Annotated in this window: 16 protein-coding genes; 9 read left to right on the top strand and 7 right to left on the bottom strand. The window is 64.0% G+C overall.

What is annotated here, in order from left to right; genetic code table 11:
- On the top strand, nucleotides 1-306 hold a 306-nt coding region (locus SH809_16810; protein MDZ4701376.1), incomplete at its 5' end, for a hypothetical protein.
- A gap of 4 nt (nucleotides 307-310) precedes the next feature.
- Here SH809_16810 and SH809_16805 read toward each other — a convergent pair.
- Both SH809_16805 and SH809_16800 read right to left on the bottom strand, forming a co-directional pair.
- A complete protein-coding gene (locus tag SH809_16805; GenBank protein ID MDZ4701375.1) occupies nucleotides 311-823 on the bottom strand; it encodes a BrxA/BrxB family bacilliredoxin in 513 nt (170 codons plus the stop codon).
- Between the two features lie 111 nt (nucleotides 824-934).
- Complete coding sequence (locus SH809_16800; GenBank protein ID MDZ4701374.1) at nucleotides 935-1,291, bottom strand: YtxH domain-containing protein; 357 nt, start codon at nucleotides 1,289-1,291, stop codon at nucleotides 935-937.
- Nucleotides 1,292-1,483: 192 nt separating this feature from the next.
- On the opposite strand from SH809_16800, the gene SH809_16795 reads away from it, so the two are divergent.
- From SH809_16795 to lysA, 4 genes are all read left to right on the top strand, one after another.
- Complete coding sequence (locus SH809_16795) at nucleotides 1,484-2,101, top strand: NlpC/P60 family protein (GenBank protein MDZ4701373.1); 618 nt, start codon at nucleotides 1,484-1,486, stop codon at nucleotides 2,099-2,101.
- Nucleotides 2,102-2,293: 192 nt separating this feature from the next.
- The gene (greA, locus tag SH809_16790) at nucleotides 2,294-2,773 is read left to right on the top strand and encodes a transcription elongation factor GreA (GenBank protein MDZ4701372.1); all 480 of its coding nucleotides are present in this window, start codon (nucleotides 2,294-2,296) and stop codon (nucleotides 2,771-2,773) included.
- Between the two features lie 31 nt (nucleotides 2,774-2,804).
- The gene (locus SH809_16785) at nucleotides 2,805-3,833 is read left to right on the top strand and encodes a GntG family PLP-dependent aldolase (GenBank protein ID MDZ4701371.1); all 1,029 of its coding nucleotides are present in this window, start codon (nucleotides 2,805-2,807) and stop codon (nucleotides 3,831-3,833) included.
- 3 nt (nucleotides 3,834-3,836) lie between these two features.
- Complete coding sequence (gene lysA / locus SH809_16780; GenBank protein MDZ4701370.1) at nucleotides 3,837-5,084, top strand: diaminopimelate decarboxylase; 1,248 nt, start codon at nucleotides 3,837-3,839, stop codon at nucleotides 5,082-5,084.
- Here the strand turns inward: lysA and SH809_16775 are convergent.
- The gene (locus tag SH809_16775) at nucleotides 5,074-5,730 is read right to left on the bottom strand and encodes a fumarylacetoacetate hydrolase family protein (protein ID MDZ4701369.1); all 657 of its coding nucleotides are present in this window, start codon (nucleotides 5,728-5,730) and stop codon (nucleotides 5,074-5,076) included. The genes lysA and SH809_16775 overlap by 11 nt on opposite strands.
- Nucleotides 5,731-5,846: 116 nt before the next feature.
- Here SH809_16775 and rplU point away from each other — a divergent pair, with 116 nt between their 5' ends.
- From rplU to SH809_16755, 4 genes are all read left to right on the top strand, one after another.
- The gene (gene rplU, locus SH809_16770) at nucleotides 5,847-6,212 is read left to right on the top strand and encodes a 50S ribosomal protein L21 (GenBank protein MDZ4701368.1); all 366 of its coding nucleotides are present in this window, start codon (nucleotides 5,847-5,849) and stop codon (nucleotides 6,210-6,212) included.
- Nucleotides 6,213-6,279: 67 nt separating this feature from the next.
- Nucleotides 6,280-6,540 carry a 50S ribosomal protein L27 gene (gene rpmA, locus SH809_16765; GenBank protein MDZ4701367.1) on the top strand — a complete coding sequence of 87 codons (261 nt, stop codon included), beginning with the start codon at nucleotides 6,280-6,282 and terminating at the stop codon, nucleotides 6,538-6,540.
- 101 nt (nucleotides 6,541-6,641) lie between these two features.
- Nucleotides 6,642-7,868 (top strand): aminotransferase class V-fold PLP-dependent enzyme, encoded by a 1,227-nt coding sequence (locus tag SH809_16760; GenBank protein MDZ4701366.1) that lies wholly within the window; start codon nucleotides 6,642-6,644, stop codon nucleotides 7,866-7,868.
- Nucleotides 7,869-7,943: 75 nt separating this feature from the next.
- Entirely contained in the window at nucleotides 7,944-9,074 is a 1,131-nt protein-coding gene (locus SH809_16755; protein MDZ4701365.1) for a glycosyltransferase, read from the top strand.
- Between the two features lie 4 nt (nucleotides 9,075-9,078).
- On the opposite strand, the gene SH809_16750 is transcribed toward SH809_16755, so the two are convergent.
- The 4 genes from SH809_16750 to SH809_16735 all read right to left on the bottom strand — a co-directional run.
- Nucleotides 9,079-9,612 carry a hypothetical protein gene (locus tag SH809_16750; GenBank protein MDZ4701364.1) on the bottom strand — a complete coding sequence of 178 codons (534 nt, stop codon included), beginning with the start codon at nucleotides 9,610-9,612 and terminating at the stop codon, nucleotides 9,079-9,081.
- Between the two features lie 375 nt (nucleotides 9,613-9,987).
- On the bottom strand, nucleotides 9,988-11,571 hold the full coding sequence (locus tag SH809_16745; protein ID MDZ4701363.1) for a hypothetical protein: 1,584 nt from the start codon (nucleotides 11,569-11,571) through the stop codon (nucleotides 9,988-9,990).
- Between the two features lie 14 nt (nucleotides 11,572-11,585).
- Nucleotides 11,586-12,611 (bottom strand): N-acetylneuraminate synthase family protein, encoded by a 1,026-nt coding sequence (locus tag SH809_16740; protein MDZ4701362.1) that lies wholly within the window; start codon nucleotides 12,609-12,611, stop codon nucleotides 11,586-11,588.
- Between the two features lie 4 nt (nucleotides 12,612-12,615).
- A partial coding sequence (locus SH809_16735; protein MDZ4701361.1) for a dihydrodipicolinate synthase family protein occupies nucleotides 12,616-13,565 on the bottom strand: 950 nt, incomplete at its 5' end.

Raw genomic sequence — 13,565 nt, 5'->3', positions numbered from 1 at the left:
CTCGTGGCAGGCCAGACGGGCGACGTGTATACGATAGTCTGGGCTGCCGGCATCGCCGGTGCGGTCTCGCGACTGGCGCACATCGGGCTGCTGGTGCGCATAGCGGGCGGGGGGATGGCGGACGTACTGCGACCCTACGGAGTCTGGGGACTACGGAGTCTACCGTTTCTGGCCGTGGTGGCGCTTACGTATCGGTTGGAGCCGGCATGGGTGGGCATCGTGAGCGCCGCAGGAGCCGGCGCGGGCTACCTGGCGGCGCTGTATTTCCACGAGCTGTATTCCCACAAGCGGAATCCCCCCGCCTAACCGATCAGCGAATCGAGCGGAAGGTAGGCGGGATGCCTTGATGGCCCCATTCCGGCGTCTGCGGGCGTTCGGGGCCATCCTGGGGGACGGCGTCCGTGCCGCAGTATTTCGCGTAGGCATTCACGAGATCCATCGCGATGGCGCTGGCGCTGCGGCCTTCGATGTGGCGGCGTTCGAGGACGTAGACCGGGTCTCCGTCCTTCAGCAGCGCCATAAACGGGGAGGAAGGCGGGATGCCGCGCAGGTAATCCCGGGCGCGGGCCGTAGCCTCGAGGTCCTGGCCGGCGAAGACCGTGAGATAACGATCCGGCTGAACAGGGGCCTGCATGGCCATGGCGACGGCGGGGCGTGCATTGGCGGCCGCACATCCGCAGACCGAGTTGACGACCAGGAGGGCCGTGCCCTCTTCCAGCGCATCAAACGCCTCGTCTACTTCCGTCATATCGCGCAACTCCTCGACACCCAGGCGAGTGAGTTCGGCGCGCATCGGCTGTACCAGTGCTTCGGGATAAGGCATATCCGTACCTCGTTTTTATGAGATAAATCAAGAACGACGCAGGCGAACCCGCGAGATCGTCCAACGAGCGCGAGAACAGCTTTGATCCTGTGCCGATGTCCCGCCGACGCATTAACGGCGGGTCATATGACGGAGGTCCTGTCCCAATTCTTTTTCGTCGATCCGTGCCGCTTCCGCGGCGGCATCGAGGGTGGGCAGTACGGTATCGCGCGCCTGCTCGGCGGCGGTGCGCACCCGCCGGGTTACGTCCTGGCCGGCGGCGGAGAGCCGCGTTTCGAGGGATTGGAAGCGGGTGTCCAGGTCTTTGAGACGTGCTTCGGCCTGGCGGACCTGTTCACGGACTTCGTCGGCGATTCGAGTGCGGAGTTTATCGCCGGATTGCGGGGCGAACAACAGTCCGGCCGCCACGCCCAGCGCAAAGCCAGATGCGGCGGAGGCGAGAAGCGAAAGTGCTGATGATGATTTCATGTGAGCCTGAGCTTGCGTGAGAATACCGGAGGATGCATCGCCGCCATGGCGTACATTGCGGGCGACCGGCGGCCGGATAAAGCGCCTTGGGCACTTTCCGCGGCCGTTCCGGTTACAGCGGTCGTCAGGTATTCTAACGCCCTCCAGACGGCTTGTTTCGTCGATCCTGGATGAATTCAGGCTTTTGCCGCCATGATGCGTCGTATGTGCACCCGAAGCAGACTGCAGCAGACCCGGACACTGCTCACCGAGACGCTCCTCGTGGCCGTGCTCACAGGGTGTACCGTGACGGTTCCCACGACACGTGGGCCTGGGCCGGCCGCCGACGAGGAGATGCCGCCGCGGTTGCCTTTGGTCGTGGAGCGTGAACGGTTGCTGCGCGCCGAAGCCGAGCGCTGGGCCGGCACGCCGCACCGACTGGGCGGCACAGATGCCCGCGGCATCGACTGCTCCGCACTGGTGCAATCCATCTACCGCCAGGCATTCGGCACGGATGTCCCACGGACCACGGAGCGTCAGGTGCTGATCGGAGAGGCCGTGCCCCAACAAGCGCTGACCACGGGTGACCTCGTCTTTTTTCGCCCGAGTAAGCGGACGCGCCATGTGGGCATCTACCTGAGCAATGGGGAGTTTTTGCACGTTTCCCGAAGCATGGGGGTGGCGGTGTCGTCCCTTTCGGACCCTTACTGGAGCGCACGGTACTGGACAACGCGTCGGGTATTGCCGCCGCCAGGGCAGATCGCACCCGCGCGCGCCGCCGTCGCCCCGCTCGAACGCGTCCCCTCGCCCTCCCGCCGGAGCGGCTGGTAACTCGCCCCATAATGCCCTCCGGGATCCATTCCTGACGTAAGGCGTGGAATGCACTTCTTTAGGGCTTCATATTTAGGACAACGATTTCGATCGCCGCTGCCTACTCCCGGGCCGTGGCGATGTTTTTTATAGTCAACTATTCATCTCACACAGACACCCATCGACGCCCAGGCGACACACGGCGCTCACGTTATGGAAGGAAACAAACCAATCTATCTGACCGAAGAGGGCCTGCAGAAAATGAAGGACGATCTGCACTTCATGCGGACGCAGGAGCGTGCTCGTATTGCAAAGGCGATCGCAGACGCCCGCGCACAGGGTGACCTCTCGGAAAATGCAGAATATGACGCGGCCAAGGAAGAGCAGGGACATCTGGAGGCGCGTATATCCAAAATGGAATCGACCATCTCGGATGCCCGGCTGGTGGATGACAGCAAGATCGACACGTCGCGCGCCTATATTCTCTCGATCGTGAAGGTCAAGGACATGAAGAGCGGCCGGGAGCAGACGTACAAGCTGGTCTCCAAGGAAGAAGCCGACATCATGCAGGGCCGGATTTCCGTCGTGAGCCCGATCGGCAAAGGCCTTCTCGGCCTGTCGGTGGGCGACATCGCCGATATCGAAGTGCCGGCGGGCAAGCTCAAGCTGCAAGTGCTGGAGATTTCCCGATAACGCGGACGCCGACCACCTGAGGCCCTGTTCGATGCCGATCGATCTGCGAAGCGACACCGTCACCCGCCCCGGCGAAGGCATGCGGCGGGCTATTTACGAAGCGGAGGTCGGTGATAACATCTACGGGGAAGACCCCACCGTGAATCGCCTCCAGGCCGAAGTAGCCGCCCTGCTCGGGAAAGAGGACGCCGTGTTCGTGCCGTCTGGCATCATGGCGAATCAGCTGGCCCTGCTGATCCATACGCACCCCGGCGCCGAAATCATCCTCGAGCGGAAGTGCCATATCTTCAACCACGAAGGGGGCGCGACCGGGTTTCTCGCCGGCGTACAGACGTGCCCGATCGATGGGGACCGGGGGATGCTGCTGCCGGAACAGGTCGAGCGCGCCCTTCGGAACGGCTTTTACGGCGAGCCCACCTCGCGGCTTCTCTGCCTGGAGAACACCCACAACCACGCCGGCGGCCGCGTGTTGCCCCAGCTCATCGTCGAAGCCGCCGCCGCCGTGGCGCGATCGCGGGGTCTGGCGGCGCATCTGGATGGCGCCCGGCTCTGGAACGCCGCGGCAGCCTCCGGCAGGTCTGTTGCCGAACTCGCCGCGCCGTTCGACACCGTGAGTGTCTGCCTCTCGAAAGGACTGGGCGCCCCGGTGGGTTCGTTGCTCGCCGGCCCGGTCGACCTCATGAAAAAGGCGCTGCGTTTCCGAAATAGCATCGGTGGCGGGATGCGGCAATCGGGTATCCTGGCGGCGGCGGGGCTCTATGCGTTGGCGCACCACCGGGAGCGGTTGGTCGACGACCACCGGCGGGCCCGCGCACTCGCCGACGTGATCGCCAAGCTACCCGGCTTCGACCTGGACCCCACGCGGGTCGAGACCAACATCGTCCTATTCCGCGTAGCATTTCGCCCCGTCGCCGACGTAGTGGCCGCCCTCCGCGCCGAAGGCATCTGGGTGGCGCCATTTGGCCCGGGGCTGGTCCGCGCCGTGGTGCATCTGGACATTTCTCAGACCGACATCGACGTCACCATCCAGACGCTCCAGCGTCTTTTTTCAACGCCCTGACCCATGGCTACCCCCTTTCCGACCAAGACGCCCGCCGACCCGGATCGGCTGATCGAGGCTGCCGGCGCGTTTGGAACCCCCGTCTATGTGTATGACGAGCGTATCATCCAGCGGCAATGCCAGGCCCTGCGCACCCATCTGGCGGGGTTGCCGCTACGTCTGTTGTATGCGATGAAGGCCAATGCCCATCCGGCCGTACTTGCGGTGATCCGGGATGAAGGATTTGGCATCGACGCCGTGTCGCCGGCGGAGCTGGCCCTGGCGCGACGGGTTGGATTTGCGCCCGAGGAGCTGCTCTACTCGGCGAACAACATGAACGATGCCGAGATGGCCGAGATCGCGGCGCAGGGGATCCTGATGAATATCGGGGAGCTGTCGCGGCTGGAGGCGCTGGGCCGGGCGTTTCCCGGGGCGGCTGTGTGTGTGCGGCTCAACCCGTCGATCGGTTCAGGACACCACGAACACGTCGTCACGGCCGGCAAACATACCAAGTTCGGCATTCCCATCGAGGCCATCGGAGACGTGTTGGACATGGCGAAACGATATCGTCTGCGCGTGACCGGCATCCACCAGCATATCGGTAGCGGGATCGCCTCGATGCACGTCCTCCGGGACACCATGGAGCTGCTGTTGGACGCCGCGGTGCGATTTTCCGATCTCGCCTTCATAAACTTTGGCGGCGGCTTCAACATCCCCTATCGGGCGGAGGAGCAGGCGCTCGACCTCGAAAATTTCCAGGAGGGCATCGTAGAACCTCTATTGGACCGGTTGCCGGCCGGCATCGAATGCTGGTTCGAACCCGGCCGATTCCTGGTGGCCGAGTGCGGGACGCTGGTGGTGCAGGCGACGACCCTGAAAGAAGCGTATGGTGTGACGTATGCCGGCACGGACTCCGGCATGGCTCACCTCATCCGGCCGGCGATGTACGGCGCCTACCACGAGATCGTGAATCTCACCCATCCCGAGGGCCCCATCGATGCCTATACCGTGGTCGGCAACATTTGCGAGTCGGGCGATATCCTGGCGCGGGACCGGCAGTTGCCGGCTATCCGACCGGGCGATTTGCTGGCTATCCTGGACACCGGCGCCTACGGCATGGCGATGGCCTCGCTCTACAACCTGCGGCCCTTGCCGGCGGAAGTCATGATCCGGCGCGACGGCCGCCTGGAGCTCATCCAGCCGCGGTGGACCTCCGAAGAGCTGCTCGACACCCTCTACGGGCCGTACTTCAGCGGCCGACTCAACGCCTAACCGTAACCGTGAGCGGCGGAAGTCCGGAAACGGTCGCGACCAGCACGTCTCCGTGTTGGACAGGCCCGACGCCTTCCGGTGTCCCCGTAAAGATCAAGTCGCCGGGCAAGAGGGTGAAGATGCTGGAGCAATACGCGATCAGCCGGGGAATCGAAAAGATCATGTCCGCCGTCACACCCTGCTGACGGAGCGCGCCGTTGATCGTCAATTGGATGGAACAGGCGTGGGGATCGGCCAGGCCGGCGGCCGGCCGGATGGGCCCTAGCGGGGCGAACGTATCGAACCCCTTAGCCACGGTCCACGGGTGGCCGTTTTTCTTCGCCGCCGCCTGCAGGTCGCGCGCCGTCATGTCGAGCCCGACGGCATAGCCGGCCACATAGTCCATGGCCTCGGCTTCGGGGATATCCTTGCCGCGACGGCCCAGAACCACCACGAGCTCGACCTCATGGTGGACGTCCTTCGAGGCCGGCGGGAGCACCACGTCCCCGCCCGTGCCCACCAACGCCGTCGAGGGTTTCAGGAACACCATGGGCGTCGTGGGGACCTCGCTGTTCATTTCGCGGGCGTGGGACGCATAGTTGCGCCCGATGCAGAATAACCGGGGCGACGCGACACGCTCGCCCGTCTCAGGTAAAATAATCTCCATAGGGGTCCATCCAGGAAACACTGCGCGGGATCGGGGCTATAAGCCAGCCTCAAACCCCGTCGATATTACAAACTCTCGCGGCGGTAACCAACCCGGCGCCACCAAGAAGAGGTAGCATGTACGCGATTATCGAAGTGGCTGACAAGCAGTACAAAGTCAGCCAGAACGACAAGCTTTACGTCCCCCGCCTGGAAGCCGAAGAAAACGCCACGATCACGATCGACCGTGTGCTTCTCGTATCGGGCAACGGGGACATCCACGTGGGCGCTCCCACGGTTGAAGGCGCCCAGGTCACGGCCAAAGTGCTGGCCCACGTAAAGGCCGACAAGATCCTGGTGTTCAGGAAGATCCGCCGCAAGCGTTTCAAGGTTAAGAATGGCCACCGTCAGCAGTACACGCAGATCCAGATCAGCGATTTGACGCTCGGCACGGCCAAGAAGGCCACGCGTAAGAAAGCGGAAGAGGCGCCGGCCGGCGAATAACGCCCGGCAAATGCCTCCTTAGACTGAACATCCGAAACGTAACGACCATCAGACGCGATAGTAAGCCATGGCTCATAAAAAAGGTGTAGGCTCAACCAAAAACGGACGCGACTCGGCCTCACAGCGGCTGGGCGTCAAGGCTTTCGGCGGCGAATTTGTGACGGCCGGCAGCATCATCGTGCGTCAGCGCGGCACCCAGTTCCACCCGGGGCAGAATGTGCTTCGCGGCAGCGACGACACGTTGTTCGCCACCAGCAACGGCAAGGTGCGGTTCTCGCGCGGCCGGGGCAACCGACGCTTCGTCAATATCGACGGCGTCGCTTCCTGACCGTAGCCGATTTCGAGACCTTACAAAAGGCTTCCGCGCAATCGGAAGCCTTTTTCTGTTTCAGGCCTTTTCTGATTATGGCGCCCCACCCCTTTCTCTCGATGCGTGCGTCGTACGCCTTGCCGACGGACGGCAGCGCCGAACTGCGGTCCTTCACCCACGGCCTGATGCCCCTCTCCGTCCCCGCCATGCTGCAGCGGTTCGCCGAGGACTGGCAGACGCGCGGTGTCGACGCCTGGAACGAGGTGCCCAACCACTGGCGCCCGGGCAGCGGTGAGCCCGTGGGGTGGTGGAAACTGCCGGCCTATCTGGGCGACGCGTTTGTGGCCCCCTTGCTGCGAGCGGTAGCCGGCGCCTGCATCATGCAGCCCAATGCCCACTGGACGGTCCAGTGCCTCCTGACGGCCGAAGAGCTCTTCACGGCCAAGCGGAAGGTCGTCCTCCCCGCCGGCGCGTTCCCATCCGTCGGTCACAGCCTGGCCCGCTGGCGCGCGTTGCTGGGTCTGGACCTCCACGAAATCCCCCCCCTGCGTGCGGGCTTCGCGGATCGCCGAGCCCTCCTCGAAGCCATCGACGATCGCACCCAGCTCGTCGTTCTGAGCCACGTGGGGTTTCTGACGGGTGAGAAGTTGACGGACGATTTCATCCAGACGGTAGCCCGTAAGGCCCATAAGCAGGGGGCCTTGCTGGTGGTGGATGGCTACCACGGCATCGGGTCGGCGTTCGCCGGCGTCGGCGCCCTCGATGTGGATGTGTACCTCGGCGGCCTGCTGAAGGAAGGCAGCGGCTCCTCGGGCAACGGATTCGTGTACGTGCGGCCAGAGCTCTCGCTGACGCCGCGGGTGACGGGCTGGTTCGGAGATGCAGAGCCGTTTGCCTTTCGACCCGAGCCAGCCGTGCATCCCGAGGTGCGCCAACGTTTCCTGGGCGGCACCACCGCCATCGCCCCCCTGTATCACGCCGTCGAAGGCGTGCGACTACTGCTGGATGCCGGCATCGACGCCGTGAGCCAGGACACCCTGGCCCGGACCCAGTACGCCATTGATCGTGCGGACGAGATTGGCCTTACGCTACGGTCCCCTCGGGAAGCCGAACGACGCAGCGCGCTCCTGGTTTTTGAAGTGCAGGGGGCCGATCGAGCCGCGGCTTACCTGAAACGTCGGGGCATCCTGGTGGATAGCCGGCAGGGACGCTACCTGCGGCTCGCGCCGTTTGTGTGGAATACGGCGGAAGAGGTCGACCGTTGCTTCGCCATTCTCGGTGAGGGCCTTGCGGGTCGGCGGTACCTTAAGGAACGACCGGAAAACCCGGCCGGCCCCGTCACGTGACGGGCTGCCGGCCACTGGCAGGTTCTTTGCCATACGGAGGAAATAGCGTTTTGTGCACGATACCTGCTACCTCGTATGGCATCTCCGTATACCGGTCAAACGACCCTTGCCCTCGCCATGATCGTACGCGACGAGGCGCACAATCTTGAGCAGTGGTTGCCCCAGGCGCGCCCATTTCTGGATGAACTGGTCGTCGTAGACACCGGCAGCCGGGACGACACCATCGCCTTGCTGAGGGAGCTGGATGCGCGGGTGTACGAATATGCCTGGGAGGATAATTTTTCCCGCTCGAGGAATCGAGGACTGGAGCATGTGACTGCGGACTGGATCCTGATTCTGGATGCCGACGAACAGGTATCGCGCGAGGACTGGGGGCACATTCGGGAGTTGATCCAGCACGAAGACGTGCTCGCGTACGCCGTCCAGGTAAAAAACTACCACGCCACGGACGATCTGACGGCGTTTGACCTGATGACGTCCTACCGCTTATTTCGCAACGGGCATGGGATCCGGTATGAGGGCGCGGTCCACAATCAGCTAGCGGGGGCGATCGAGTGTGCGGCCGGCGTTTGCGGGCTGCGGGTCGAAGAAGCGCCGGTTGTCGTGCATCATTACGGGTACGCACTCGGGCCGGAGGCCATGCGCGCGAAGCGGGAGCGCATCTACCGGATGGTGCGACGCGCCGTGGACGAGCACCCCGGCGATTCCTTTTACCTCTTCCATATGTTGTCCATCTGCCACGCGATGGGACGGTACCAGGAGGCGCGGGCGATCGTGGCCGCACTGCCGTTTGACACGTTGCGTCCGGAATTGCGGATCAAGGCGCTGGCCAAGGCGGCCCAGGTATCCCTGTTTTTCGACGCATTCGATAGGGCGAACGCCTACGTACGCGAGGCGTTGGACGAGGCGCCGGACATGCCCTTTCTCCACCATCTCCAGAGCCAGATCCTCTACCAGATGGGCCGGCACAGCGACGGTATTCGCGCCGCCTACCGGGCCATCGAGGCGGCACAGAAGGGGCCTCACAGTGCCGAGGGGATCTATCTGAGCCTGGATCAGCTGCTCGCCAATCTGGCCATGGGATATCTCCTCAGCGGCGACCGCAAATCCGCCGAGTGGCACCTGCAGCAGGCGCTGACGATCAACCCGACCAATTACGACGCGCGGACCTGGATGAGCCGGCTGGAGGAGATGCAGCTGGCGTAAGCCGTCAGCCGGCCGGCTCGACCGCGAGGTCGGAGACGTGCAAGTTCAGGTCGTGATTCACCCGTATCCCGACGACGCCCTCGGTGCGGACATCCGCTGCAGGCAGCGTGGCCACCTCCACGTCGTTGATCGAAAACACCACGTCGGCGCCGGTCACTCGGATGCGTAGTTCGTTTGCGACCGAGGAAACGGTGGGATCCGTGTACCGCAGGATGGCCGGGCTCGGCGCCCAATCCTGTACGAGTTGGGTCTCGCTGCCGATGCGACGTTTGATGAGATACTCCCCGCTGTTACGAATGAGGAAATAGTCGTACGTCTGATTCGCGCCCTCGAGATCCATCCCCCCCACGAACAGGCCAAAGGCCTCGTTTCGATCGCCGGGGGCGAAGAGATGGATGGTCGTGCGGGCCGTAAAGGCGCCGGCGGCCGTGCTGGCAGGGTGATAAATGATGCCCGCCGGCCCCGTCGTGATGTGCCATCCGGGGGTCATGGACACGAAGTAGATGTCGTCCGTCGTATCGTCCGCACCGATCGTCATGGCGGGATCAGGTTCATCCAGACGAACCTTCCAGAACGGCGGTGTGGCCATATTACCCCCTATGGGACGCCCTGGATCGGGCCGCAAAGCGGATGAATCCGGCGCAACGGCAACCGGTTCGGGCGGCGGCGGAGACGGCATTTCGGGGCCTTCGCACGAGGCGGTAAGGAGGATCGTTGCGGAGAACAACACGATCAACCGGGGATTGCAGAGGGCAACAAACGACCTGATCGACATAAGGGCGTGGTAGGGTTAAAGGAAAAGGTCCAAAGGATGACGCATGGCATCATGTTCCACACGACCCTCGGAGGGACACGGTTTATCGTGTCCGCATCTCAGGTCCGTTTACACACGGCCACCCAGGCTCAATGATAGTCAATGTATAGCCATTTCCGAGATTCGTTCCGCCGGCTCGGCCCCAAGCGAGGGCAATATAGCATCCAGGGCAGCCCGGGCGAGATTGTTGTCCGTCTCGATGTAAGCGGCGGAATGTGGGGCCGACGCTCCTGGATGGCCTTCTGCGATCTGGGCCACGAGATGGGCGGCGTCGGGTGCGAAGAGGAATCGGTTCTGGCGGATATCCGCTTGAAACATGGTCGCCCCGGTCTCACCGACGATCGTGGTCGGAATGTCGAACGCGAGCGCCTCGTAGCCGACGGTCGACCACTGCGTCACGTGATGATGGGCGCGCTGGAGCAGGGCATACAGCGGGAGTCGGGTCGCATCCTGCAGATCCACGTTTCGCAGGCCGCGTTCGCGGATCCGGGTTTCACACGCCGGCAGCTGCTCCCGCTGCAACGGGTGCAGGCGCAGCAGCCAGCGCCAGGTGGGCGGCGCCTGCGCGATCGCCTCAAACAGCCATTCGGGGAGGATCGGCGTGACGGGTTGGAGCGATACGAGGACGACCTTCCCATCACCCTCGATGCGCCGCAGCGCCTCGGTGTCTGGCGCGTCCAGGGTAAGCGCATCGGTATCCCGATGGACCCATTTCGCCAGCCAGCGGTTGCCCCCCACTTCGACGCGATGCGTCGGCCGGGACGCGGCCGGCATCCAGCGTTCGATGTGCTGGCGAGATTCCTCTCCCCAGCACCAGAAGACGCGGGGTAACATGGCGTAACCCTCGGCCGGCACCCGTTGCCAGTGCGTATAAAGCGCGTGGTATTGCCCCTGCTTGCCGTGTTGCACATCCACCGAAACGATGCCCAGGTCGTGGCAGGCCGCCATGAGCGCCATCGCGAGATCGTAGTAATAACAGACGGCGAACACAGCGCGCGGCCGGACGGCTTCGAGCATCGACCGGAAATACGCCCGGAAATGGATGAGTTGTTCGGCGTCCAGGAAGAGTTGTTCGCGGCTGAACGGAAGGCCCGGCTCCAGGCGTCGGAGTTCAGCAAAAAACCCATCGATCCCCTCGATTCCCGACGCCGGTTCGCCGGCCTGGAACGTCTGGATAAGGCTGCGCCGGGCGTCGTAGCGGACGAAGTCCGTGGAGTCGACGAACGTCGTAGGCTCGAAGCGGGGCACGGTCTGGGCCGCGCCGGCGGTGGCGAGCTCGAGCTTCAAGAACGAGTGCGTCGGGCGGACAAGGTCGACCATCGGGTCGATGTGCCGGTTGTAATACCGTCCGCCGAATCGGTCGGCGTGGTCTTCCACCCGCGAGAAAAATAGCGCATCGATCGGCTCCCGGCCGGCCAGCGCGAGGCGTTGCCGGAGGTGCTGTTCGTGGTGGCGCATGTAGGCCGTGTAGTTAGCCGGCTCGGCAAACGATGCCGCGTGCATCCGCGCCCACTGGGCGAGCCCGATTTCCGGCTTCTGTGGGAATCGATCCGGGTTGAGCATCCGCGCCCACAACTGCATGCGGATGTACGGCCAGAGGGCGAGGTCCTTGTAGCGGATCGATTCGACCTGGCAGGCTTCCTCGATGGCCTGGATGCGCTCGATGCTTCGTTTGTGATCCATGGGTGAAGGTTCTTTCAGGCGTCGGCGAGCGCGGCGGTGTCGATGAGTGTGTACGGTTCAATGTCGCCGGCGGCGGCTTTGCCCAGCACCTGATCCAGCTGCATCGGTGAAAAGCCGGCTTCCTGCTCGCAGCGGAGAAAGGCTACATGATCGCGGGTGATGCGGGTGCCGCCGGGAATGCGGCGCGAGGCGACGATCCGTTTTTTCTGGAAGATGCGATACTGGATGTCGCTATCGGAGAAGGGCTTGAGTCCGTACGAGCCGGCGGCGCGGGCGGCTTCGCGCATGGTGGCCACATAGGCGATCATCTCGGCCGGCTCGAGCGCGGCCTGATAGTCCGTCCCCTTTTCGGAACGATCGAGCGTGATGTGTTTTTCGAGGTAGCCGGCGCCATAGCCGAGCGCCAGGAGGTCGATGACCCTGCTGAGGGGCAGTTCAGCGTCGGTATGATCCTGATACCCGACGGGTAGCCCGAACACATGGCGCAGGAGGGCGATGCGGCTGACGTGGGCGTCGTCGAGCACCGTGGGGAAGTTCTGCATGCCGTGCATGAGGACGACCGGGCCGGCGTCCGGCATCATGGCCAGGGCCTGGCTGACTTCGTCGAGGGTCGAAGCGCCTGTGCCGAGGGTGACGGTGAGGCCAGACCGGGCCGCGCGTTCGAGCATCTCCGGATTCGAGAGGTCGGCCGAGCTGAGTTTGATGCCGTCGATCCCCTGGCGGAGGGCGAATTCGAGGCTGGGGAGATCGTAGGCGAAGACAAATACGTCGATCTCGTACTGCCGCGCGTGGGCGATGATCGACTCCCAGGCCTCGTCGTTGAGTTCGAGTTTGCCGAGCAGCGGAAAGAGCCGGTGATTCGGCGTCACCTGGTGGGCGCGGCGGAAGATCTGGAGTTGGATGGCGTCGAAGCCGGCGGCGACGGCGGCGTCGATGAGCCGGCGGGCGCGGCTCTCCTTGCCCTCGTGGGCGCAGGCCATTTCGGCGATAAGGTAGGGCGCGTCCGGGGCATGCCGGGAGGTGTCGTGGATGATTTGCATGACGTCAGGCTTTTTTCTGGAATCCGATCGAGTGGACGAGTTCGCGCAGTGCGTCGCACTCCGCCGGCTTCAGCCGATCGAGGGGCGCGCGTTCGTAGGGCGGCATGAGCCCGAGGACGTGCAGCGTCTCCTTGAGTGCACGGTGCCAGCCGTAGGAGACGGCCTTTGCGAAGTACGGATCTTCGTACGCGGCCGCGATGGCCGTCGCGCGTGCTTCGTCGCCGGCCATGACGGCGCGGTAGAAAGTCATCGCCAGGTCCGGGCGGAAGCTCCCGATGCCGACGAGGTACGTGAAGGCGCCGAGCTTCGCGTCGTTGATAAAGCGCCGCATGGCCCCGCCAGCGCCGATGATGGGCAGCAGGTGGTTGAGGCCGGCGAGAATGGCTTCGTACACGGCGCGTTCGCCGTTTTCTTCCTTGACCCCGATCACATTCTCGATAGCCGCGATCTTTTCGAGCAGCGCCAGATCCATCAGCCGGCGGGCGTGCATCCCGCCAAAGCCGTCGCGCATCGCCACGGCATGCACCATGACGCCGATATCCGCGCTGGCGGCGACGTCGTTGAAGAACCCGACGACCGGCTCGTCGCCGTACCACCGTTCAGGGTAAACGAGCAGGATGGCGTCGGCGCCGATGGAGCGGGCGTGGCGGGCGAAGGCACTGTTTTCACGGGTCGAGCCGGAAAACGGACCCGGGCCGGCGGCCACGGCCATCGCGCGGCCGTCGACGGCCTCGACCAGCGCCGCGTTCGCCGCCATCATCTCATCCCGCGTGAGCAGGTTAAACCGGCTGGTGCCGACCGTCATCAACAAGACGGGCGCGCCGTGCTCCACCAGGAAGTTGGCGTACGTTCGGATGGCCGCATAGTCCACCGACTCGTCGCTCGTGAACGGGATCGGGATCGGAAACACGGGGCCACGGATGCGCGCCTTGAGGGCGTCGTAGCGGGAAGAGG

The sequence above is a fragment of the Rhodothermales bacterium genome (assembly GCA_034439735.1).
Lineage (GTDB): Bacteria > Bacteroidota > Rhodothermia > Rhodothermales > JAHQVL01 > JAWKNW01.
This window is presented reverse-complemented; position numbering and strand designations above follow the sequence as displayed.